Annotated in this window: 19 protein-coding genes and 1 tRNA gene; 13 read left to right on the top strand and 7 right to left on the bottom strand. The window is 58.0% G+C overall.

What is annotated here, in order from left to right; genetic code table 11:
• From BN3659_RS13350 to BN3659_RS10965, 5 genes are all read left to right on the top strand, one after another.
• Nucleotides 1-359 (top strand): hypothetical protein (locus BN3659_RS13350; RefSeq protein WP_216092805.1); only part of this gene is annotated, 359 nt, incomplete at its 5' end.
• A 321-nt stretch (nt 360-680) separates the two neighbouring features.
• Nucleotides 681-1067 carry a hypothetical protein gene (locus tag BN3659_RS12935; protein WP_141682572.1) on the top strand — a complete coding sequence of 129 codons (387 nt, stop codon included), beginning with the start codon at nt 681-683 and terminating at the stop codon, nt 1065-1067.
• Between the two features lie 29 nt (nt 1068-1096).
• Complete coding sequence (locus BN3659_RS10975; protein WP_141682571.1) at nt 1097-1798, top strand: hypothetical protein; 702 nt, start codon at nt 1097-1099, stop codon at nt 1796-1798.
• Nucleotides 1799-1884: 86 nt separating this feature from the next.
• Nucleotides 1885-2295: a hypothetical protein gene (locus BN3659_RS10970; protein ID WP_091536953.1), complete on the top strand. Its 411-nt coding sequence runs from the start codon at nt 1885-1887 to the stop codon at nt 2293-2295.
• A gap of 329 nt (nt 2296-2624) precedes the next feature.
• A complete protein-coding gene (locus BN3659_RS10965) occupies nt 2625-2960 on the top strand; it encodes a MerR family transcriptional regulator (protein ID WP_141682570.1) in 336 nt (111 codons plus the stop codon).
• A gap of 77 nt (nt 2961-3037) precedes the next feature.
• On the opposite strand, the gene BN3659_RS10960 is transcribed toward BN3659_RS10965, so the two are convergent.
• Nucleotides 3038-3114 (bottom strand) — tRNA-Met (locus BN3659_RS10960).
• Between the two features lie 704 nt (nt 3115-3818).
• Complete coding sequence (locus BN3659_RS10955; protein WP_091536949.1) at nt 3819-4406, bottom strand: HAD family hydrolase; 588 nt, start codon at nt 4404-4406, stop codon at nt 3819-3821.
• A 431-nt stretch (nt 4407-4837) separates the two neighbouring features.
• On the opposite strand from BN3659_RS10955, the gene BN3659_RS12930 reads away from it, so the two are divergent.
• Nucleotides 4838-5029 carry a hypothetical protein gene (locus BN3659_RS12930; RefSeq protein WP_141682569.1) on the top strand — a complete coding sequence of 64 codons (192 nt, stop codon included), beginning with the start codon at nt 4838-4840 and terminating at the stop codon, nt 5027-5029.
• A gap of 156 nt (nt 5030-5185) precedes the next feature.
• Here BN3659_RS12930 and BN3659_RS10945 read toward each other — a convergent pair whose 3' ends face one another.
• From BN3659_RS10945 to BN3659_RS10930, 3 genes are all read right to left on the bottom strand, one after another.
• Nucleotides 5186-6232 carry a DUF2776 family protein gene (locus BN3659_RS10945; RefSeq protein ID WP_091536946.1) on the bottom strand — a complete coding sequence of 349 codons (1047 nt, stop codon included), beginning with the start codon at nt 6230-6232 and terminating at the stop codon, nt 5186-5188.
• A gap of 911 nt (nt 6233-7143) precedes the next feature.
• The gene (mscL, locus tag BN3659_RS10935) at nt 7144-7629 is read right to left on the bottom strand and encodes a large conductance mechanosensitive channel protein MscL (protein ID WP_091536943.1); all 486 of its coding nucleotides are present in this window, start codon (nt 7627-7629) and stop codon (nt 7144-7146) included.
• An 882-nt stretch (nt 7630-8511) separates the two neighbouring features.
• Nucleotides 8512-10362, bottom strand: a complete 1851-nt coding sequence (locus BN3659_RS10930) for a biotin/lipoyl-containing protein (RefSeq protein WP_091536941.1) — start codon at nt 10360-10362, stop codon at nt 8512-8514.
• Between the two features lie 438 nt (nt 10363-10800).
• On the opposite strand from BN3659_RS10930, the gene BN3659_RS10920 reads away from it, so the two are divergent.
• The 5 genes from BN3659_RS10920 to BN3659_RS12925 all read left to right on the top strand — a co-directional run bounded on the left by BN3659_RS10920 (nt 10801) and on the right by BN3659_RS12925 (nt 18679).
• Nucleotides 10801-12252, top strand: coding sequence for a sodium:solute symporter (locus BN3659_RS10920; protein WP_091536938.1), 1452 nt, complete (start codon nt 10801-10803; stop codon nt 12250-12252).
• Nucleotides 12242-15247: a golvesin C-terminal-like domain-containing protein gene (locus BN3659_RS10915; protein ID WP_091536936.1), complete on the top strand. Its 3006-nt coding sequence runs from the start codon at nt 12242-12244 to the stop codon at nt 15245-15247. Before BN3659_RS10920 ends, BN3659_RS10915 begins: the two co-directional genes overlap by 11 nt.
• 376 nt (nt 15248-15623) lie before the next feature.
• Nucleotides 15624-16073 carry a GatB/YqeY domain-containing protein gene (locus tag BN3659_RS10905; protein ID WP_091536933.1) on the top strand — a complete coding sequence of 150 codons (450 nt, stop codon included), beginning with the start codon at nt 15624-15626 and terminating at the stop codon, nt 16071-16073.
• Nucleotides 16074-16224: 151 nt separating this feature from the next.
• On the top strand, nt 16225-17142 hold the full coding sequence (locus BN3659_RS10900; RefSeq protein WP_091536931.1) for a transporter: 918 nt from the start codon (nt 16225-16227) through the stop codon (nt 17140-17142).
• 250 nt (nt 17143-17392) lie between these two features.
• On the top strand, nt 17393-18679 hold the full coding sequence (locus BN3659_RS12925) for an ApeA N-terminal domain 1-containing protein (RefSeq protein ID WP_141682568.1): 1287 nt from the start codon (nt 17393-17395) through the stop codon (nt 18677-18679).
• A 262-nt stretch (nt 18680-18941) separates the two neighbouring features.
• Here the strand turns inward: BN3659_RS12925 and BN3659_RS10890 are convergent, their stop codons facing one another.
• Together BN3659_RS10890 and BN3659_RS10885 are read right to left on the bottom strand one after the other, a co-directional pair.
• Nucleotides 18942-20159 (bottom strand): MFS transporter, encoded by a 1218-nt coding sequence (locus BN3659_RS10890; RefSeq protein ID WP_091536928.1) that lies wholly within the window; start codon nt 20157-20159, stop codon nt 18942-18944.
• A gap of 74 nt (nt 20160-20233) precedes the next feature.
• On the bottom strand, nt 20234-20767 hold the full coding sequence (locus BN3659_RS10885) for a methylated-DNA--[protein]-cysteine S-methyltransferase (protein WP_091536926.1): 534 nt from the start codon (nt 20765-20767) through the stop codon (nt 20234-20236).
• Nucleotides 20768-21136: 369 nt separating this feature from the next.
• Here BN3659_RS10885 and BN3659_RS10880 point away from each other — a divergent pair, with 369 nt between their 5' ends.
• Nucleotides 21137-21772: a GNAT family N-acetyltransferase gene (locus BN3659_RS10880; RefSeq protein ID WP_091536925.1), complete on the top strand. Its 636-nt coding sequence runs from the start codon at nt 21137-21139 to the stop codon at nt 21770-21772.
• Nucleotides 21769-22284: an adenylate kinase gene (locus tag BN3659_RS10875; protein ID WP_091536923.1), complete on the top strand. Its 516-nt coding sequence runs from the start codon at nt 21769-21771 to the stop codon at nt 22282-22284. The genes BN3659_RS10880 and BN3659_RS10875 overlap by 4 nt, the downstream gene beginning before the upstream one ends.
• The last annotated feature ends 219 nt before the right edge of the window (nt 22285-22503 follow it).

The raw sequence follows: 22503 nt of genomic DNA, 5'->3' as shown, positions 1-22503 counted from the left end.
CAGGATATATTCTACAAGCTGTGCTGTTTGAAAGACGTCAAACGCTGTTATATACAGTCTCGTGTTCGAGCGATGCGCCGTCTCCGGTTGACCGCAACTATTATACAAACGATATTGTGTATCGTTGTAAGTGCGTCGGCTATGATCTTTTCGTTCATACGACACGACTGGACGGCCGGCATAGCGTGGTTCTGCGCTTTGGTAGCATGGTGGGTAGTATTCATTTACGAAAAACAAGCCTGACATTATGGATCTTTTCTCTTCGAATAACATTGAAATATCCACAGGAAGGCGGAGGTCGCGGCAGGCGGCACATGCCGATTACGAAGGTTTCGTCGAAAAGTTTAAGTCTAAGCTGACGACAGACGACTGTTTTACTCCCCCGGCGGTATATGAATCCGTGTCGGAATGGTTGCGCCGGAATGCACCCGTCGGCGGCCGTCCGATCGTTCGCCCTTTTTGGCCCGGCGGCGATTACGAACGTTTCGATTGTCCCCCGGATTGCGTGGTGGTGGACAATCCTCCCTTTTCGATCATTTCGGGCATCGCGCGTTTTTTACCAAAGGCAGGGAATTTCGTTCTTTCTGTTCGCCCCGCATCTGACACTGTTCGGTGCGCAGGGTATCGACTGGACCTGTCTGCCGATAGGAGCTCCCGTAACATACGAAAACGGTGCGGTGGTGAACACTTCGTTCATCAGCAATTTGTTCGGAAACCTCCGTATATGGGGCCCGTCCGAATTGAGGGCTGCGATCCTTGCAGCCGATAAGCAGGCGACGAAAACGGCGATTCCTAAATACGAATATCCGAATAATGTCATTACAGTCGGTCGCGTCGAGAAAATCATAAAACGCGGCATAGACGTTCGCATCGACGGCAGAAGTCTCCGAAAGATTGCGGCACTCGATACGCAACGGAGGTGCGGTAAGAGCATTTACGGCGGTGGTTTCCTCTGTTCGGATGCTGTGGCCGATGATCTTGCAGCAAAGGAGCTTGCAACAAAGCGGGAGGCGATTGCATGGAAACTATCCGAGCGGGAAATGAAAATTATAGAAACCTTAGAATAGCGGGATTCTCGCAAAATATCGAAATGATTATGAAAAGTAAAAAGGCTAATGGACGGGGAATGAAATATCAATTCAACGAACAGGATCTTTTATCCTTGTTCTATGACAAGGAAAACGATATGCGACCGGATATGGCCGCCCCGTACCTCAAAAACGGGTATGTATGTGCTACCGAAGGTCATATCATGATCCGCATCAAAGCAGAAACGCTGAACGGGGAATACAATGAAATCGACAGTCTAAACATAGACTTGCCGGCTGATAACTGCAATTTTATTATCGGCCTGCATGACATCAAAACAGCGATTGCAAGTATTCCCCAAGTCGAGGAAAAGGAAAAGGTCGGCAAAGATATAGAATGCAAGGAATGCGACGGAGCGGGTGAAGTCGAATGGGAATATCGAGACAAAAGCGGGCGTTATCATCATAAATATCTCGATTGTCCCAAATGTCAAGGCGATGGATGTATCTCGCGTGTGAAATACAAAAAGACAGGGCGTATGATCCCCGATGGTGATTGCCCGATCCGAATCAGACGCATCGTCATTAAAGTCGAGTTTCTCGAAATATTGGGGCGAGCAATGGAAATCATCGGAGTAGATAAAGTCCGATGCGTTCATCAAGAACCTACTCAACCTTGTATCTTTCGGGTCGATGACAATATCGAAATTATCATTATGCCTTATTTGGCAGTGGCCGATTATAGTATTGAGGGGAGGGACGCCGAATGAAACAGCTTCACATTGATTTCATATGTATTATATACCCGCAAGGCTATGACCGAGGAGATTGTCGAATATTTCAAAATAGATGATCTATGAAAACATTAAAGCTCAAAACAGATTACGAAAAAGCTTGTAACGCCTATCTGCAAGCCTTCTGCGAGAAGCACGACTACGACTATGAGGATGCCCGCCGCAGCTGGGTCGGCGGAGAAGTCGGCGGGATTACCGAATGTTCCGACTTATCCGTTAAAATGAACGACATCATCGTCGACATAGACATGGATGCCCCGAAAGAGGCGTTTATACGATATTACGATTACTGTTTGCGAGTGGGCAGTATCGCTTGCGGTATGATTAGTTTGCCGAATTACCGCAGTTGGCTTATGGGCTGCCCGCGAATGGACGAAGCGCAGATCGTCCGTCTGGAGGAATTGCAAAAAGACATGCGCCGGGCGGAAAAGATTCTGAAGGACGAAATCGAGCGGCAGGCAATAGTCGAATAACAAAAAAGAGGCAATCCCGGAGAATCACCCCTGACACCGATACAAAGGTAGTGATTTATTCGGGATATGCAAATGGGACGAAACAGAAAACACGAACGCGGGGGCGGGGCACGGGACGATTCCGAAATATATGTCAGTTACTCACGGGTTCGGTTACTCGAAATGATCGTCGTCCGGGAGGCGAGAATGGGCGTAAGTTGCGGACACGATTTCCCTGTCGGTTCAAAAGAGAGAGCCGATATTTGCCGGAATTGCGGTAAGAATTCAAACGAATAATAGGAAAACATATTGACGGGAGGCAGCTGGAGCTGTTTTTTTATTTGAAGGATATGGAGAACGAACTTTTTGAGCGAATCATGCAAGGTGCCGTAGATAAAGTGATGATTACTATAAGCGCATCCGATCTTCAAGAATTTGCGGCTAATATAGCGGAAGGCGTAGGGCTTCGATATGCAGAGCAGACGGTTTCAAGAATCCGAGCAGTGATGGGGGACAAAATGCTATATTGCACGAGAAAGGAAGCAATGGAAAAACTCGGCATCAAATCCAGTGCAACGTTGCCCATGTGGGAAGAAAATGGGTATCTTATTCCTTGCAGGGTTGGAGGAAAAAACTTATATTCGTTGGAGGATATAGAGCGCATTAAAAAGCAACATGGGAAATAACATACCGCCAAAATATCGCCAAATATCAAAAAATAGAACTGAGAAAACGTTGATAATAAGTGTTTTCTCAGTTTTATTGGTAGCGGGAGAGAGACTTGAACTCTCGACCTCATGATTATGAATCATGCGCTCTAACCAGCTGAGCTATCCCGCCAATCTTTCGAAGCGAGTGCAAAGGTAATAGAAATTTTCGGACATGCAAAATCTTCGGCCGGAATTTTCACGGAAAATTTCCGGAACGTACCTTCGTACTCTCCGAAGAGACGCTTCTCGTTCCGCACGGCCGCAAAAGAGCCTGTGCCGCTTCGACTCAGGCATGAACGGCCTGCGACCGCTGCAAAGGCGGATTGCCGAAGCGTTTCGTTAAACCGGGTGCGGTGCCGGACGCCTGTCCGGGCTCGGCCGAGGCGAAAAACGGAAGAAAGACATTCAGCCGTTTCGTAAAGCTGTGCACAGAGCCGGATGCCGGTCCGGGCTCGGCCGAGGCGGGAAACGGACGGAGGCAATTCGTTTTTGCAGACGGGGACGATCTGCGGAGTTTTCCGCCGTCGCAGCCGCCGCGGACGGCGACACACTCCGGACTTTTCGCAGAGCAGCGCCCGGCATTCGGCCGTGTGCGCGCTCCGACTGCACGGATGGCAGGCGCACCTCCGCCGTGTCCGGGCGGAGCGGGGAGGCGTATGCGGTCTCGGTGCGCATGCACCGGCCCGGCGTGCACGGCACGTTCCGGCCGCCTCCATCTGCCGAAGAGCGCGATCCGAGAAACCGCCGCAGGGCAATGCGGCGGACGACATGCGTCCGGAAGTCCGTTTCCATACGGGCTGTTCGGAGACAGGGCGGGGCGGGAGACACACCCGTTCAAAGCAGCATTTTGCGCAATTCGTCGCAACTGGCCTCGGGCTCCCCGTGGCGGAACAGGCGGGTGCGGATGCCGAAGCGGGCTGCCGCTTCGAGGTTGGCCGGCCGGTCGTCGATGAAAAGCGTCTCTTCGGGCGCCAGACCGTAGCGGTCGAGCAGGATCCGGTAGATGCGCGGCTCGGGTTTCACGGTCTGCTCCTCGCACGAGATCACCTCGCCGTCGAAATGTCCGTAGAGCGGGAAACGGCGGAGAAAGGCGATGAACTCCTTCGACATATTGGAGAGGACATAGAGCTTGTAGCCTGCGGATTTCAGGTCGCCGAGCAGGCGCTCGGTCGGCTTCACGGGCTCCTGCAAAGCGATGGCCTGCTGCACGTAAGCGTCGCACTTTTCGCGCGTGCAGCCGCGGATGCTGCACATCGCCTCCTTCGTCTCGTCGAGCGACCGTGTGCCGCGGTCGTACTCTTCCCAGAACCCGGGCATCTCGGGAGCCCGCACGAAATCGAAAAAACGGATGAAGTCGGGGGTGCATTTCTGCACGTCGCGCGCGAAAACCACGCCGCCCAGATCGAATACTATGTTTTTCATGCGGCAAAGATAGTGAAAGCCGGGCGCAATCGAACATCGTCGCGTGAAAAGATCGGCGGGACGGCGGTCTGCCGGAAGAAACGGACGGGCGGCATCCCGTTCGACATCCCGTTCGACATCCTGTTTGACGTCCTGTTCGACGTCCCGTTCGGCATCGTAACGACCGTGCCGGTCCCTCAGGGCAGGTATTCCGTGAAGTCCGAAGACCTGCACTTGCCTGTGATCCGTCCGATCCGGGTCTGCGGTCCGGGCCGAAATGCCGAGACCGAAATGTCGTAGCGCGGATTCTCCTGCCCGGGGCTGGAGTACGACAAAACGCGGAGTGCGATCCTCCGATTTCGTCATTCGGATGCCCGGCGGTCCGGGGCGCTGCGCATCGTCGGTCCCGAAAAGCGTCTTTTCGGACGGTGCGGGTCGGATAAAAGAACCGAATGATGGAGGAAAAGGTTTCCGCCCTTGTTTTTAGAATTTCCGTTTGTATATTTGCAGCGAAAAAGTATAGCGTTTGCTATTGTTTTGAATCGAAAAACGCCAGTTTTCTCAACACCCTCAAAAGCAATGGATCAAACGTCTGCGCGAAGCGTGGGCGTTATTCTTTGTTGAGGGCAGGTTCGCTGGCGTAGACCTCGGTTCATCGGAGAATGCGCCCGCGCATTTTCTGCTCTCCGCGGCATGCGTCCGCTGCATTCGGACGAGGTGCCGCGGCCATTCGGACGATGACGGGGGAGTAGGCGTCTGCGGGAAGCGCACTCCTCGTCCGTTTTCCGGCGGCGGACATGTCATTTTCTGTTTTCGGTGCCGCTTTCGAGGATCGATACGATCGGGAAGAGCGTGAAGCAAATGGCTCCGAATCCCGTCAGCACCCGCGCCGGAACGAAATATTTGGGGTCGGAAAGCGCCTCCTCGAAGAGGTAGGCTCCGAAGAAGAGGCAGGTGAGCGCCGTGATGACGGGGAGCAGCGGAATACGGTCCGCGAGCGGGAAATCCGCCTGCCAGATCTTGGCCAGCAGGATGACCTTGCTCGAAATGCTCCAGCAGATCATGGCCAGTCCGATGAGAACGAATCCCACGAAATTGATCGGCTGTCCCCAATGGGCGATAATCATAACGAGTCCGAACACGAAGGCCGTGCAGCCCATGACGAGCACGAGACCCATCCACTTCGTCCGCTCTTTCGTGGTGTAGGTGCCGCGTATCTGCCGTGCGATGATCGCTACGAGCGCGACGAGCGACGTGCATACGCAGGCGATGCCCGCCATGACGCTGCCTGCTGCGGTGTGTTCGGCCGATGTGCCCGATCCGAAGAGAACGAAGGCCCAGATCCATGCCGCGGCCGACGTGGTCGCGGCGACCGACATAAGGACCGCAACCTGACCGGCTTTGAAGCCGCCGGGGCTGACGGTCCGCGTCTTGGCCGCCGAGTTGATCGGGATGAGCCTGAAACGGGTCGAGGCGGCCGCAGCCGTGGCGACGCAGACGGCGATGAGCGCCAGACCGCAGACGACACGGCCGGTTACGTATGCGCCCGCGTAATTCGAATGGATGATGAAGATGCCGCAAATCAGCGTCATCAGCGCAAAGGCGTAACCGATCGTCGGAAGAATGTACTTGGCCGCCTCGTTGTACGTGCCGATGATCTGTCGGATGATGGTCGCCGCCGTGCAGTAGAGCGCCACGCAGATCGAACCGAGGAAAAAAACGACCGGTCCCGCCGTGAGGCGTGCGGGATCGTCTCCCGCACCGTATATATAGGCGCCGTAGCTGAAACAGAACGCAGCCATCAGAAGCGGAATGGCGCGAAAGAGAATACTCAAGCCGTGATTCATATTTATCGGGTGTTTTCGGTGGCGGAGTACAAATCCCGAACCAAATGAACGGTCCGCTTCCGGACGGAGCGGAAGTCGGAGCCTGAGAGGATGGACCGTGCGATCTTTGCCCGCGGATGTACGCGCATGCCGAGGCGGAAAAACGCTCTTCCCCCGAAGGAAAACGTTTTCGGTAAGCCGGGGACGAGCTGAGCTCCGCCCGGAAACCGCCGAGGCGGGCAAATGCCTCTTTCGAGGAACCGTTCGGGCAGGCCGGGGACCGAACGGAGTGGAGTGCGGGTTATGCCGGGGCGGAGTGGATGATTTCGGTGCGGTCGTGTTTCTTAAGACTGTCCGGGGCATATCCGCCGTTCGTCGCCGGCGGCAGGACTGCCGCGAAACATTCGGGCGAGTGCAGTCCGCCGCGGAGCGAACGGCCGCCTTTGCCTTTGCCATGTCGGGGAGACGACGGAAAGTAGACAGAAAGGAAAAAATATTTTATCGGCAGCCGTTTTCTGCCCCCCCCCTCCACACATGCACGCGGTGTGTGTCCATCAGCTTTTGCTGCCGCTCGTTTTGTGGCCGTTTGGGGGCTTCGTCCGGCGTACAAAGCCAGCGGCGGTCGTTTATCGCTGCCGCCGCGGTATCGTTTCCTGCGATTCGTTCCCGCATGTGCGGCGGGTTCCGTTCGGCTCCTGCCGTCGTCCGTGTTCTCCTCGTTTGTCGGTTCCGGCTCGTGTGCATGCGAAACGGACGGCGTTTTGTTCCTGTCGCCCCACACCCTCCGTGCCGCGAGCGGCCGCACCCCGAACGCCTCGGGCTTGTCCCGCGCATGCCGCAGGGGCGAGAGCCGCTTCCGGCAGGGAAGTCCTTCGGCCGGACTGCCCGTCCGCAGGCGCAGCCGTCCCGGTGTCCCGGGCGCCTCGCTGCCGTTATTTTTTCTGCTGCTCTTTCAGCAGGTCGCGGATCTCGGTCAGAAGGAGCTCCTCCTTCGACATCGCCGGTGCGGGTGCCTGAGCCTCTTCCTTTTTCCTCATGAGCTTGTTCATGAGCTTGACCATCAGGAAGACACAGAATGCGAGGATGGTGAAATCCACGCACTGCTGGATGAATGCGCCGTAATTCCAGTAGATCGGTTCGACGGCGGGTGCTGCTGCCGCAGCTGCTTCGCCGCCTCCGGAGAAGGTGTCGGCCACGGTATGAGCGGCGTGCGCGGTTGCGTCGCGGATTTTCGAAATATTGATCCGAAGCTGCGAAAAGTCCGTATTGCCGATGAGTGCCCCGATGGGCGGCATCAGGATGTCGTTCACCAGCGACGAGACGATCTTGCCGAACGCCCCGCCGATGATGACGCCGACGGCCATGTCCATGACGTTGCCTTTGAGGGCGAATGCTTTGAACTCTTTGAGAAATGACATGCGTTTGTTTTTTTAGATGATTCGAAGGCCGATGAGCAAAAACGATGCAAACGAAAACCGGCCCCGGTGCGTTCGGACCGGCCGAATGGTGTTTATCCTCGCTGCCGCCCGCAAAGATAGCGAAAAACGCGGACAGTCGATTCGGTGCGCTCGGGGGAAATTGCGGCGGCAGCATGCGGCCGATCCGAAACGTCCGATCCGGCGGACCGCGCGGTGTTTCCGGAGTAAGGATCGTTCCGGAGGAGGCAAGACGCCCGAATTTCTTTCATCCGCTTCTCGCCCCGGCAATCTTCGGGCGAGGTCGGCATGTCGTAACCGTTTTTCTCCCGTTTCCCGGTTGGCGGAGGCCGAACCGATGTTCGGCTTTGCGCCCGGCCTGTCGAGACGGTTCGGATTGCCGGATTGCGGTGCAGTCGTCGTTTCCCGCCGGGACGGACGGTCCGGGGACGAAATCGAAACGGCGTGCCGGCACGGTCGCACGAAGGGGCGGTATCGCGTTTCGGTCCTGTGATTTTGCAGCCTGCGTCTTCGACCGAAAAGCTCGATGTCCCGTTGTTTCGGCTCGCTCCGATAAACCGGAAGAGGATGCCCGGCAGTCTTTGAGGAAAAGGACTTGCCGGCTCGGCGGAAGTCCCGAACGGGGGCGGCAGGAATCGAAAGAGAGGCTGTCCGACACGTGCCGGACAGCCTCTCTTTCGATTCGCATCGCTGCGAGCCTGTTGTCGAATACGCGGATCCATCGGGCCGCGAACGCCCCGGGCTCCGCCCGACGGTTGCCGAGGCGGAATAACGAATGCCGAACGAGGGGCGCGCCTTCCGAACGGGAGGCCGCAAGTGCGGCGCGCCCCTCCGTGCCTCCGGTGATTCGAGGCCCGGCTCGCGCTATCCGATCTCGATCAGCGGTGCGTCGGTGGCCACGTTGTCGCCCACCTCGGCGAAGATCTGTTTCACCTTGCCTGCATAGTTCGACGTGATGGAGTTCTCCATCTTCATCGCTTCGAGGATCACGACCTCCTGACCGCTTTTCACTTCGTCGCCGACCTTCACCTTGATTTCGATCACGCGGCCCGGCAGCGGAGCGTTCACGGTCTCTCCGGTGATTTTCACGAACTTCTTCTCCTCGTGCTTCTCTTCGGTCTTGGCCTCGGCGGGTTGCGATGCGGCATAGGCTTTCTTCTTCTGCTCCGTGAGGAACGTCTTCGCCACGAGCGGGAAGAGTTCGAGCAGCAGCACCTCCTTCTCGTCGGCCGCGAGCTTCACGCCGCCGGCTTCGGGCAGCGTCGGGTTGGGCTGCATCTGGTATTTCGACGTATCGTAGGGGGTCTCTTCGCGCACGCCGGCGATCTTGAAGCGGAATTCGGGGTCGATCTTCACGGGCGTGTGTCCGTATTCGCCCTTCACCAGACCGACGAACTGCGAACTCTTGTTGGTGTACATCGGGCGTCCGGCCTTCTCGTCCAGAGCGCAGTTCACGGCCTGAGCGCCGACGATCTGCGACGTGGGCGTTACGAGGGGCGGCAGACCGGCCGCCAGACGCACCGACGGAATGAGCTCCATGGCGCGGGGCAGAATCTCCTCGGCCTTGAGCTGTTTGAGCTGGGCCACCATGTTCGAGTACATGCCGCCCGGGATTTCGGCTTTCTGCACCAGTTCGTTGGGGGCGGGGAATCCGAAGTAGGCTTCGATCTTGCGGCAGGCGTCGATCGTGGCGGCTTCGTCGTCGGCCTCGGCGGCGGCGATGGCCTTGTCGAACAGGGCGTCGATCTCGGCGGGCAGCTCGTCCGTCAGCGGATTGAACGCTTTGGGCTCGGGTTTCTCGGTGTTGAAGACCGACAGGTTGAGCTCCTTGCGGATCTCGCGGAGCTGGGTGTTGATCTTGGCCACGGCCTCCATGTTGACGCCGTGGTCGATGCCGAGTTTCCGGCAGAAGACGTGCACCAGCTCGATGGCGGGCGCTCCGGTGCCTTCGGCGAAGTACCAGCAGTTGGTGTCGACGATGTCCACGCCGGCGACGATGGCCGCCAGTACCGACGCCAGACCGTAGCCCGGCGTGCAGTGGGTGTGGAAGTCGATCGGAATCGAAAGATTCTTCTTCAGCAGTTTGACGAGCGTGCTCACGCGCTTGGGCGGGATCAGACCCGACATGTCCTTGATGGTGATCATGTCGGCGCCCAGAGCGGCCATCTGCCGGGCCTTGTCGAGGAAGTATTCGTCCGTGAAGACGGGTTTGGGGTTCTTCTTGCCCATCAGTCGCCCCATGAAGCCGATCTCGGGGTATTTCGGATCGACCGTGTAGCAGACGGCGCAGTCGGCGATGCCGCCGTACTGCTTCACGTACTTGACGGTCGATTTGACGTTGTCCACGTCGTTCAGCGCATCGAAGATGCGCATGATGCCCAGACCGCTCCGGATCGAGTTGCGGCAGAAACCGTCGATGATCTCGTCGGTGTAGGGCGAATAGCCGAACAGGTTGCGGCCGCGCGACAGGGCCGTGAGTTTCGATACGTTGCCCACGGCTTTATATATGGTCTCCAGACGGGTCCACGGATTCTCGTTCAGATACCGCATCACCGAATCGGGCACGGCACCGCCCCAAACCTCCATCGCGTAGAAGCCGGCGTCCTTGTAGTAGGGCAGGCAGCGGTCGATCTGTGCTTGGTTCATGCGCGTGGCGAACGACGACTGTTGGCCGTCGCGCAGCGTCAGGTCTCTGATTTTAAGATTTCTTGCCATAGTACTTAATATTTTAAGTGTTTTTCGTGCCGTGTTATTGTTATCCGACTAACAAAGATAATAAACTATTTCAAATTCCGCTCCTTTTTTCCCGGAATAAATTGCATGCCGGTGCGGATCGCGGGAAGAATCGGCCGTAACGGACCGCTCGGATCCGGACGGACCGCGACGTTCCCGTCCTGCTCCTCGCATCGTCCGGCCGATGCGGCGGTTCGTGCCGTCGGACGGACGGAAGACGGAGCTCCTTTTCCATCCCGGCGCCGGATGCCGTTCCCCGGATGCCGTTTCTCGGGTGCCGTTTCTCGGATGCCGGATCGCATCGAATGTCGATACGATTCGAGCTCCGTCTGCTGCCGGAAAAAACCTTCCGGGACGCGAAATTGTTTTTCCGGACGAAATTCGTATCTTTGCCTTCCGATCCGAACCGACGATCCGTTCATGACACCCGCAACCGTTATCCTCACCGTCGCAGCCTACCTCGCCGCACTCTTCGCGGTGGCGTGGTACTCGGGGCGTCGTGCGGGCAATGCGGGATTCTTCACGGGCGGCCGCCGCACGCCGTGGTGGATGGCCGCTCTGGCGATGATCGGCGCCGCGATGTCGGGCGTAACGTTCATCTCGGTGCCCGGTTCGGTCGCTGCCGATGCGTTTTCCTACATGCAGATGGTGCTGGGGTTCACGGTGGGGCAGTTCGTCATAGCCTTCGTGCTGGTCCCGCTCTTCTACCGGCTCGGGGTGGTCTCGCTCTACGAATACCTCGACGGCCGCTTCGGCGTTTCGACGCACCGCACGGGCGCTTGGTTCTTCTTCCTCTCGAAGATGCTCGGCTCGGCGCTGAAGGTCTATGTGGTCTGCACCGTGATGCAGCTGCTCGTCTTCGATCACTACGGACTTCCGTTCTGGCTCAATGCCGCAGCGACGATGCTGCTCGTGTGGCTCTATACGCAGCGGGGCGGCGTGCAGTCGCTCATCTGGACCGATACGCTCAAGACCCTCTGTCTGGTGGCCGGCCTCGTCCTCTCGATCTTTTTCATCGCCCGCGCGCTCGGTCTCTCCGCCGGACGGACGGTCGACGCCGTGGCGGCGTCGCCTTTCTCCCGGATCTTTTTCTTCGACGACCCCTCGTCCGACCGCTACTTCTGGAAGATGTTCTTCGCGGGCATCTTCGTGCTCATCGCCATGACGGGCCTCGATCAGGACATGATGCAGAAGAACCTGAGCTGCGCCACCCCGCGCGACGCGCAGAAAAATATCGTGCTCACGGCCTTCTGCCAGATCGGGGTGATCCTGCTGTTCCTCGTGCTCGGCGTGCTTCTCTACCTCTACATGGACCGCACGGGGCTCCCGATGCCCGCGAAGAGCGATCAGGTCTTCCCGCAGGTGGCCGTGAACGGCGGACTGCCCCTCGTCGTGGGGGTGCTGTTCGTCGTGGGGCTGATTTCGAGTACATGGTCCGCCGCGGGATCGGCCCTCACGGCGCTCACGACCTCCTTTACGTTCGACCTGCTGGGCGGCTCGCGCCGTTTCGACGACCGGCGCCTCACGCGCGTGCGCCGCCGGGTCCATGCCGGCATGGCCTGCACGATGGGCGTCGTGATCCTCGGTTTCGGCTTTTTCGGCGACGACAGCGTCATCAATCTCGTCTACAAGGTGGCGAGCTACACCTACGGCCCGATTTTGGGTATGTTCGTCTTCGGCATGTTCACCCGCTTCGCGGTCCGCGACCGCTGGGTGCCGCCGGTCGCCGTGGCCGCGCCCGTGCTGAGCGCGCTCGTGCAGGCGGCGGCGCTGCGCTGGTTCGGCTATCGGATCGGATTCGAACTGCTGATCTACAACGCGCTGTTTACCGTCGCGGGGATGCTGCTCATCGTGAAACGCCATGAAAAATAGAGTTCTTCTCTGCCTCTTCGTCGCACTCGCGCCGATCGCCGCTGCGGACCTCTCCGCCGCGGACAAGGGGGTGCCGCCCGCCGCCCGGCGGGAGATCGCCCGCACGCTGACGCGGATCGCGGACCGCGAGATCGCCTGCGCTTGGGTGCGCGTGAGCCGGATCGAGGCGTCGCGCGCCCGGGTGCGCATCCATGCCTCCGTCGGTCTTTCGTATTACCCGTTCCGCGAGGAGAATCTGCGTGCGATGTACGACTCGGTGCGGCGCTGCCTGCCGGCGGAGTACCGCAAGGCGAGGATCGAACTCTTCACCGAGGGCCGGGCCGTCGAGGAGCTGATCCCGCTGGCGGAACGGAGCGCTGCCGCACGGCGCCGCGTCGTGCGCTTCGTCAATCGCTCGGCGCGGCCGCTGGTCGAGCGGCTCGATGCGCCCGTGCGGCCCGATGCGGGGTTGCAGGACCGTCATATCGCCCTGTGGCAGAGCCACGGCCGTTACTTCGACCAGACGCAGAACCGCTGGCGCTGGCAGCGCACGCCGTTCTGGCGGACGTGCGAAGACCTCTACACGCAGAGCTACGTGCTGCAATACTTGGTCCCGATGCTCGAAAACGCAGGGGCGAACGTGCTGCTGCCGCGCGAGCGGGACGTGCAGAAACACGAGCGGATCGTCGACAACGACCGCAATGGGCCGGGCGCCCAATACGAGGAGCGCTCCGGCGACGAGCCGTGGACGACGGGCGGCGCGGGATTCGCCGACCGGAAGCCCCTTTACGGCGCCGGAGAGAATCCGTTCGAGAGCGGCACGGTGCGCCGTGTGCGGACCGTCGCGCAGGGCGGTGCGCCGAGCGAAGCCGTGTGGACGGCCGAGGTGCCCGAGACGGGCGATTATGCGGTCTATGTCGCCTATCGGACCGAGCCCGGGAGTGCGGACGATGCGCGCTACACGGTGCGGCACGCCGGCGGCGAGAGCCGTTTCGCGGTGAATCAGACGATGGGCGGCGGCACATGGATCTATCTGGGCCGATTCCGTTTTACGGCGGAGAGCGGCGCCCTCGTGCGGCTCTCCAACCGTTCGGCGCGGGCCGGACGGATCGTAACGGCCGATGCGGTGAAGATCGGCGGCGGCTTCGGCAATATCGCCCGCACGGTGTGCGATTCGCTCCGCACGGCGGGGGCGGTCTATGCCGAAGAGCCGAGCGGCTATCCGCGTTTCGTCGAAGGGGCGCGCTACTGGCTTCAGTGGGCGGGCTTCGGCGAGGAGGTCTATACGCCGAAGCGCCATGCGGACGATTACAAGGACGACTACATGTGCCGCGCGCTGTGGGTCAACGCGCTGATGGGCGGCTCCGAACGGCTGCCCGACAGCACCGGCCTGCGCATTCCGGTGGATATGGCTCTGGCGTTCCACTCCGACTCGGGCGTGCGTGCGGGCGACGAGACCGTCGGAACGCTCGGCATCTGCTGCACGTCGGACGGCGGCGGCCGTTTCGAGGGAGGTGCCGACCGTATCCTCTCGCGCGACCTCGCGGATCTCGTGATGACGCAGGTGGTCGGGGATATTCGCCGCACGTTCGAACCCCGGTGGACGCGGCGCGAGCTGTGGGACCGTTCCTACTACGAAGCGCGCGTACCGTGCGTCCCGTCGGCGATTCTCGAACTGCTTTCGCACCGGAATTTCGCCGACATGCGCTACGGCAGCGATCCGCGATTCCGCTTCGTGGTGAGCCGGGCCGTCTACAAGGCGATCCTCCGCCACCTCGCGGCGCAGTACGACCGGCCTTATGTCGTGCAGCCGCTTCCCGTGAGGGCGTTCGCCGCCCGATTCACGGACGAGGGCGGCGTGGAGCTGACATGGCGTCCTGCGGTCGATCCGCTCGAACCGACGGCCGTGCCGACGGGCTACGTGGTCTACACGCGGCGCGGCGACGGCGGTTTCGACAACGGCCGTTACACGGAGGAGCCCCGCATCGTCCTGCCGATCGAGACGGGCGAACTGTACAGCTATAAGGTTACGGCGGCGAATGCCGGCGGCGAGAGCTTGCCGGGCGAGACGCTCTCCGTCTGCCGGATGCCCGACGAGCGGGGGCGTTTGCTCGTGGTCAATGCCTTCGATCGCGTGAGCGGCCCGCCGGCTTTCCGGTGCGATTCGCTGGCCGGATTCCTCGACCGCTCGGACAGCGGCGTGCCCTATCTGTACGACATCGCCTTCTGCGGGGCGCAGCGCGTTTTCGACCGTGAGCGGTTGCGCGCCGCGGACTCGTGTGCCCTCGGGGCCTGTGCGGACGATTTCGAGACCCAGATCGTCGGCGGCAATACGTTCGATTACCCCTTCGTGCACGGCCGTGCCGCTGCGGCGGCGGGCTGGTCGTTCGTCTCGGCGTCGGCCGAGGCTGCGGCACAGGATTTCGGGGCGCTCGGGGAGTACGATGTCGTGGATGTCGTGCTGGGCAAGCAGCGCGCCGTGAGCGTGGGACGCGGAATACGGGGAGCCGAATTCCGCACCTTCCCGCAGGCGCTACAACGGATTCTGCGCCGTTATGCCGGGGCGGGCGGTGCGCTTCTCGTGTCGGGCTGCTATGCGGTGTCGGACCTCTGGGAAGGCGCCGATGCGGCGGAGCCGGACCGCGCCTTCGCCGAGGAGGTGCTCCATTGTGCGCTCGGCGGCCGCTGTCCGGAGCCGGACGGACGGGTAACGCTCGTACCGTCCGAGGCGGGAATGGCGGGCGGAGAGTATCGTTTCGGCACCTCGCTGCGTGCCGACGGCTATGCCGTCGAATCGACCGACGTGCTGCGGCCGGCGGGCGACGGAGCTTTCGTCGTCTGCCGCTATGCCTCCGATCGGCAGCCGGCGGGCGTGGCGTGGATCGGCAGCGGGGGAGGACGGAGCGTCGTATTGGGATTTCCGTTCGAGGCGGTGGACGATGCGCGGGCCCGCAGCCGGCTGATGGGGGAGATCCTGCGGTTCCTCGAACCGGAAGGGAAGGAGGTTGCGAGATAAGAGAACGGCTGCCTGAGAGCCGACGGTTCGTGGGGTCGAGTGCAGGCCGAGTTTTGCCGAAGCGGAAAACGTCTGCGAAAAAAAAGCGAACCGTTTCGTCGTGCCGGGTCCAGAGCCGAATGCCGGTCCGGGCTTCGGCGAGGCGGGAAAACGAAGGAATGAGTACCGAGGAAAAGGGCCGACGTCTTTTTACGGGCCTTGTGCTGAGGACAGGCCGTTCGGTGCGGGCGGCAGAGGCCGAACCTTCGTCGGGAAGCGGTTCGCCGCAGAGGGAGGGGAGGCGGCGAACGGCCGTTTTGCGGAGGCGATGTCGGAAAGGCAATGCCGGAAGTCCGGCATGTCGATGTGTAAAACTATATTTTAAAAATAACGAATCATGTCATTGGAACAAACCATTTCGAAAGGGATCATGGAGGCCATGAAGGCCAAGGATCCGGTGCGTCTGACGACGCTGCGCAACATCAAGAAGTACATCATCGAAGCCAAAACCGCGGGACCTGAGATCGCCGAGCTGTCCGATACGGATGTGGTGAAGATCATTTCGAAACTCGCCAAGCAGGGGACGGATTCCGCGGCCGTCTATCGGGAGCAGCACCGCGAAGACCTCGCCGCCGAAGAGCTGGCGCAGGTGGCCGTCATGCAGGAGTTTCTGCCCAAGCGACTTACGCCCGACGAGCTGACCGAGGCCCTGAGGTCGATCATCGCCGAAGTCGGTGCCGTGTCGGTCAAGGAGATGGGGCGCGTGATGGGCGTCGCCTCGAAGCGACTGGCCGGGCAGGCCGACGGCCGGGAGATTTCGGACAAAGTGCGCGAATTGCTCTCGTGAGCGTAGGAGGCGGTCGTTTTGCCTCGCGGCCGGTGCGGAAGAGCGTTCCGGTGCCGGGAAACTCGCATCCGCGGTTCTGGGCCGGAATGTCGGGGTGCGGAATGTCCGCCGGCGGCCGGCGCGAGGCTTACTGTCTGAATTTCGGAATGAAATGCACGTAATGGAGAACCTGCATCGCAACGTCAAGACCGTTGCGATGCCGCTGGGGATGGTGGTCGGAGCCCTGTTGTGCCGTCCGATCTCGGCGCTCGAAGCGTGGTCGCACCAGATGATCACGCCGACGCTGATCTTTCTGATGCTCTTCTTCACCTTCTGCCGCGTGAAACCCAAACAGATGCGGCCGAGTATGCTCCATCTGTGGATGCTGCTCTTTCAGATCGTGGGTAGTGTGGCGGTCTTCTTCGCACTGAGTCCGCTGAACGGAGTTCTGGCGCAGGGAGGCATGATTTGCGTGCTGGCGCCGATCGCCATGGCCGCCGTCGTGATCGGCGGCATGCTCGGGGCCGACGTGCCTACGATGGCCACTTACAGCCTGCTGTGCAACATGACCATTGCCATAGCGGCCCCCGTCGTTTTGTCGTTCACGGGCAACGGATCCTGCACGTTCGCGCAGATTCTCGCCCGGGTCGCACCGCTGCTCGTTATGCCTTTCGCCGCGGCGCAGGTGTGCCGGTTTCTCGCGCCGAAGGCGTCGCGCTGGATCGGCGACCACAGCCAGATCTCGTTCTACCTGTGGCTCGTGTCGCTCACGGTGGTGATCGCCCGCACGACGGCTTTCATCCTCGATCTGCACGACGCCGATTTCCGGCTCGAAGCGGGGCTGGCTCTCGTGGCGCTTGCGATCTGCCTCATACAGTTCAAGGCGGGCCGCATGCTCGGACGCCGCTACGGAGATGTCGTGGCGGGCGGGCAGTCGCTCGGACAGAAGAATACGGTGCTGGCGGTGTGGATGGCGCAGTCGTTTCTCGACCCCGTTTCGTCGATCGCCCCGACGGCATACATCGTCTGGCAGAACTTCGTGAACAGCTATCAAATCTACAAAAAAGATAGAGAAATAACGAAAAATTGAATATAGACACAGTATTTTATATTTGATTGTAGATTTTTCGGTTGTTTTAGTAAGTTTCTCAATAAAGCCGATAATTACCATTTGTTACCCGAAAATAATATGGGCGATGTGATCCGCAAGGAGAATTACGTCGGTGGTAAACGGAAATACGAGTTTCTGGAATCGTAGAATCGGAATAAAACTGTAACTCGACAAGTGATAGGGTAAGTTTGCCAATTATCATTACCGTTATGATAAAATAGATTTGATAATGGATGATTTTGAATATAAAGGATATTGGTATTTGCCAGATTGCGAAGATCATCAAGTTGCTGGAATTTTAACTTTCAAAGCTAATGATTCAGCAATACTCGAATTGATCGGTGATATTGACGCTCATGACGAGCCGTTGATGGCTATATTCGAACAAAAATCACATACTGTAATTTGGGGTGTAAATTCAGATGCGAAAAGAATAACATTGCTCAACTGCCACCTTATTGGGAAACATCTTAATTTGAGCTGTCATTTCCCGATAATGCGGTATTCTGTGCAATTTGTTATCACAGGAAAATATGTGCGGTCGTATGATGAATTAGCTTTTAACAGTTGCCATGTTAAAATTCCGGCATTGACACAATGGTGTTTTCCCGCGGCAATTCAACAAACCCAATTATTCAAAGATGATAAGACAACAATAAAAAGATTGTCATTGATTATTGATACGGAACAAATAGAGCATCCTATTGTTTCTGTGGATGTAGAAGGTACGACAATAGAGTTGCATCGAACTGTAACTTATTGCGGGGATTTGAGATGTCCTAAAATAGAACAATCAACCTCTTTGGTAATTAAAAAGCCACAAAAAGATCATTTAGGCTCTTTCCTGCACGATATACATGTCTATGAACAGTTTTTGTCATTTGCAGCTCTTTCGGATGCGTCTGCTTCAGATATTTGGCTCCAAGACGATGATCTATACCAAGAATTAAATAATGGAAGGAAAATATATACAAAGATTCAGTTGCATTATGGCCGAAAAGACCGTTCGAAATGGAATGATAAAAATGTAAATTTTCTATTCGAATACAATGCTATCAAAGAAAATTATCCCAATATTATTAAGAAGTGGTATTTAGAATCGTATGATATTGCACCGATTCGTACTCATCTTATAGAAAGCATTAAGCAGAAAAATAGTTTTAGTAGTCTTGATTTCTTGATTGTATTTCAGGCTATTGAAGGCTTTGCCATTCGATTCCTTTATGGAGATAAGGGGCCTAAAGTTCTATTAACTTCTTTAATTCGAGATTTCAACGGTATTACAAAGCTCAAGTGCGATGAAATAGATATTGCGGCAGCTATTGATTCTCGCAACTATTACTCGCATTTCATGAATAAATCAAAGAAACCGAAAACACTTGATGGCGCAGAATTATACTATATGACAAGGAAGCTGAGAAATTTATTGATATGTTGTATGCTGACCTTTATAGGCTTCTCGCATGAAAACATCAATAAATTGCTATCGAAAAGCACTTATAATTTCAGTGCATAGAGCACATTCCTAAATGCGCTTTTTGAACATATTTTTGTTGCTATTTTGTTACTTGTCGCAAGAAAGGCTTTATTCTATTTATTAATAATCAGATGAATACAAACGAGAGTAAATAATATGTGGCAGAACTTCGTGAACTCTTATCAGATCTGGAGGAAGGACAACGGCGGAGCGCAGTGAACGGCCGCACGGGGCGCTCTTCGTGCCGTGGGCGGATAGGGGAGGCGGAGTAGAGTAGAGTGCCGGCTGCAGGATGTGTCCTTTATCGCCGGCCGCCGTCCCGGACTTCGACATTGGGCAGAAAGCCCGCAACGATGCCCAATAGAGGCAGGAGCGTACTGATCCGGAAGATGAATTCGATGCTCGTCCGGTCGGCGAGCCACCCGAAAAAAGCCGATCCGAGCCCGCCCAGTCCGAACATCAGTCCGAAGAAAACGCCGGAAATCATGCCGACCTTGGCCGGCATCAGATCCGTCGCATAGACGAGGATCGCCGAAAAGGCCGACGAGATCACGAGACCGATGACGACGGCCAGTGCGACCGCTGAGGTCAGTCCTACGTAGGGCAGCAGCAGCGTGAAGGGCGCCGCACCGAGGATCGAACCCCAGATGACGTATTTGCGGCCGATGCGGTCGCCGAGCGGACCGCCGAAGAACGTTCCTGCGGCCGAAGCCGCGAGGAATGCGAAAAGGCAGTACTGCGCCCCCTGCATCGACACCGAGAATTTGTCCATCAGGTAGAACGTGAAGTAGTCGGTCATCGAAGCGATGTAGAAATACTTCGAGAAGACCAGCACGCCCAGAATGCCGAGTGCCGTGCGGACCTGCCGTTTCGAAAGCGTATGCGTGCGCACCGCTTCGGGTTGTGCGGTCCGGCGGGCCGCGACGAGCAGACGGCATTCGTACCAGCGTCCTATGCGCACGAGGATGAAGATCGCGAGCAGCGCGGTCAGTGCGAACCACCCGATCGAGCCTTGCCCGAACGGAATGACGATCAGCGCCGCAAGCAGCGGCCCGACGGCGCTGCCGGCGTTGCCGCCGACCTGAAAGATCGACTGTGCGAGTCCCTTGCGGCCGCCCGAGGCGAGCTGTGCCACGCGCGAAGATTCGGGATGGAAGACCGAAGAGCCGCATCCGATCAGCCCCACGGCCGCCATGATCCACCCTAAGGCCGGGGCCGTTGCGAGCGCCAGCAGGCCGACGAGCGTGAAACACATGCCCGCTGCGAGCGAGTAGGGCCTCGGATGGCGGTCGGCGAGCCGGCCCGCGACGGGCTGCAAAAGCGAGGAGGTGAGCTGGAATACCAGCGTGATGGCTCCGATCTGGGCGAATGAGAAGCCGAATTTTTCCTTCAGCAGCGGGTAGACGGCCGGAATGACCGACTGCATCATGTCGTTGAGCAGATGGGCGAATCCGATGGCGAACAAAACCGAGTAGACGGTTTTGCGGCGGTCGGATCGGAGGTTTCGGGGTGTTGTCATCGTTGCTGTCGCATCTTTGTTCGAACGGGGCTCGCGGGCGCAGGGCGGTGGGGCGTGGTGCGGGCGCAAGCCTTTCATCGGGGAAGCTGCGAGGCCGCCTCCAATTCCAGCAAATATTTTTTCGCCTCCAGCCCTCCGGCATACCCGGTCAGCGAACGGTCGCTGCCGACGATTCGGTGGCAGGGTGCGAATACCGACAGCGCATTCGCACCGTTGGCGTTGGCCACGGCCCGGACGGCGCGGGGAACGCCGATGCGGCGTGCCAGTTCGCCGTAGGAGACGGTCGAGCCGAACGGGATGTGCAGCAGTTCGTTCCATACCCTCGTCTGAAACTCCGTGCCGGCGAAAAGGAGCGGCACGTCGAACTCGCGGCGTTTCCGGGCAAAATATTCGTCGAGCTGCCGCACGGCCTCGTCGATCACCTCCGACGCGCCCTCTTCGAATTCGGCGTGCAGGAGCCGTTGCAGCCGCCGGCTCACGCGACTGCGGTCTTTCGCCGCCTGCCAGTCGCACAGGCAGAGCCGCTCGCCGAGCGATCCGAGCAGCAAAGCGCCGCACGGCGATTCGTAACGTGTCGTCAAAATGACGTTTCGGTCGTTCCGTTGCATCTTTTTTCTTTTTCGTTCGTTTTTTCGGTGGCCGTTGCTTTCGACCTTTTTTTGCCGTCGGACCGGACCGGAGCGACGTGCCGGACGGCGAATCGTACAAAATTAACGATTCTAATCGTTTTTACGACTATTCGGAGCGGATTATTTCCGACTTACGGACGGGAACGTGCGGTACACGATCGACCGTCCGGAAATTCGAGTGGACTGCGGGACGGTTTGTTTTTTTGCGGCGCGAATTCGGGGATTTACGTATTTTCGACTTCGTTTTAGATACTCCTGCTTTGCAAAAGCGAATAGATTTGCTTTTGCACTCGGCTTATTCGTATCTTTGCGAATCGTCGGGGAACGAATGTAAAGATTCGGAATATTATGGATGGTCTGGAGACGGAGAGATTGATTTTGCGGCATTTCACGGAAAAAGACATCGCCGCTTTGTTTGCGCTCCTGAGCGATCGGGAGGTCAACGCATTTCTGCCGATGTTTCCTCTCGAAGAGATCGGGGAGGCGGAAGCGTATCTTTCGTACATAGGGGATCGTATACGTGAGGGCGGATTCTATTATGCGATCTGTCTGAAGGAAGACGACCGGCCGATCGGCTGCGTGCATGTAAGCGCGGACGACAGCCGCGATTTGGGGTACGCTGTCCGCAAGGAGTATTGGCATCGGGGAATTTGCACCGAGGCGTGCCGGTCCGTGGTCGGGATGGCGAAACGGTCGGGTATCCCTTATCTGACGGCCACGCACGATGTGAACAACCCGCGAAGCGGACGTGTGATGCGAGCCATAGGCATGACCTACCGCTATTCCTACGAGGAGCTGTGGCAGCCTAAGAATTTTCGGGTTACGTTCCGGATGTATCAGCTCGATCTCGACGGGAAGGAGCACGGAGTTTACGAAAAATACTGGAATCGCTATCCCGTTCATTTTATCGAGGAGCAGCCGTTCGGACGATCGGGCGGCCGGGCATCGTGCGGTACGGAATCCCAAAATCCGGAATGTGTATGATTATTCTGATTGCGGGGGATACGCATACGGGCAAAACCTTGTTGGCGCAAAGACTGCTGGAGAGGTATCATTATCCCTACCTGTCGATCGACCACTTGAAGATGGGGTTGATTCGAAGCGGCCGATGCCCTGTGCCGGCCGACGGCAGCGATGCCGAACTGACGGAGTGTCTGTGGCCGATCGTGCGTGAGATGATCAAGACATGCATCGAAAATTCGCAGAATCTGATCGTCGAAGGGTGTTATATTCCTTTCGGCTGGGAGGCGGATTTCGCAGATGAATACCTTGCGAGGATCCGTTACGTCTGCCTCGTGTTCAGCCAAGCCTATCTCGAACGGAATTTTCGGGATATACTGCTCCATGAGTGTGTGATCGAAAGGAGAGGCTCGTCGGAAGCGGTTCTCGAACGGATGAGCCGTACCAACCGGTATAATCTGGAGCAGTGTATGGCGCGGAACTACCGATACGTTTTAATAGAAAGCGACTATCGGATCGACATCGAGGAGTTGTAAGTGTCGGGAGCATGCGGTCCGACCGTCGGCATGTCGTTCCCGTGCCCGACGGCCGCGCGGAATACGCGGGATGCCCGTTCGGTTTCGTGTTCGCTCCCGTCCCTGACACTGTTTTCGTTTTCGCCTTCATCCCCCGTCTTTGCCGCCGTCCTTCGTTTCCGTGTCCGCCTTGTCGAAGGGGCTTTTAGGCGTGGCCTCCCCTCGATCCGGCGGGTCGTC

Source organism: Alistipes sp. CHKCI003, from assembly GCF_900021155.1.
Taxonomy (GTDB): Bacteria; Bacteroidota; Bacteroidia; order Bacteroidales; family Rikenellaceae; genus Alistipes; species Alistipes excrementavium.
The sequence above is the reverse complement of the archived record's forward strand: the minus strand, read 5'-3'. Positions and strand labels throughout refer to the sequence as shown.

What these genes read in the sequence shown, in the direction of transcription:
- BN3659_RS10975 (WP_141682571.1), top strand. Translation starts at nt 1,097, where the DNA reads ATGAAAAGTAAAAAGGCTAATGGACGGGGAATGAAATATCAATTCAAC.
- BN3659_RS10970 (WP_091536953.1), top strand. Translation starts at nt 1,885, where the DNA reads ATGAAAACATTAAAGCTCAAAACAGATTACGAAAAAGCTTGTAACGCC.
- BN3659_RS10965 (WP_141682570.1), top strand. Translation starts at nt 2,625, where the DNA reads ATGGAGAACGAACTTTTTGAGCGAATCATGCAAGGTGCCGTAGATAAA.
- BN3659_RS10955 (WP_091536949.1), bottom strand. Translation starts at nt 4,406, where the DNA reads ATGAAAAACATAGTATTCGATCTGGGCGGCGTGGTTTTCGCGCGCGAC.
- BN3659_RS12930 (WP_141682569.1), top strand. Translation starts at nt 4,838, where the DNA reads ATGATGGAGGAAAAGGTTTCCGCCCTTGTTTTTAGAATTTCCGTTTGT.
- BN3659_RS10945 (WP_091536946.1), bottom strand. Translation starts at nt 6,232, where the DNA reads ATGAATCACGGCTTGAGTATTCTCTTTCGCGCCATTCCGCTTCTGATG.
- mscL (WP_091536943.1), bottom strand. Translation starts at nt 7,629, where the DNA reads ATGTCATTTCTCAAAGAGTTCAAAGCATTCGCCCTCAAAGGCAACGTC.
- BN3659_RS10930 (WP_091536941.1), bottom strand. Translation starts at nt 10,362, where the DNA reads ATGGCAAGAAATCTTAAAATCAGAGACCTGACGCTGCGCGACGGCCAA.
- BN3659_RS10920 (WP_091536938.1), top strand. Translation starts at nt 10,801, where the DNA reads ATGACACCCGCAACCGTTATCCTCACCGTCGCAGCCTACCTCGCCGCA.
- BN3659_RS10915 (WP_091536936.1), top strand. Translation starts at nt 12,242, where the DNA reads ATGAAAAATAGAGTTCTTCTCTGCCTCTTCGTCGCACTCGCGCCGATC.
- BN3659_RS10905 (WP_091536933.1), top strand. Translation starts at nt 15,624, where the DNA reads ATGTCATTGGAACAAACCATTTCGAAAGGGATCATGGAGGCCATGAAG.
- BN3659_RS10900 (WP_091536931.1), top strand. Translation starts at nt 16,225, where the DNA reads ATGCACGTAATGGAGAACCTGCATCGCAACGTCAAGACCGTTGCGATG.
- BN3659_RS12925 (WP_141682568.1), top strand. Translation starts at nt 17,393, where the DNA reads ATGGATGATTTTGAATATAAAGGATATTGGTATTTGCCAGATTGCGAA.
- BN3659_RS10890 (WP_091536928.1), bottom strand. Translation starts at nt 20,159, where the DNA reads ATGACAACACCCCGAAACCTCCGATCCGACCGCCGCAAAACCGTCTAC.
- BN3659_RS10885 (WP_091536926.1), bottom strand. Translation starts at nt 20,767, where the DNA reads ATGCAACGGAACGACCGAAACGTCATTTTGACGACACGTTACGAATCG.
- BN3659_RS10880 (WP_091536925.1), top strand. Translation starts at nt 21,137, where the DNA reads ATGGATGGTCTGGAGACGGAGAGATTGATTTTGCGGCATTTCACGGAA.
- BN3659_RS10875 (WP_091536923.1), top strand. Translation starts at nt 21,769, where the DNA reads ATGATTATTCTGATTGCGGGGGATACGCATACGGGCAAAACCTTGTTG.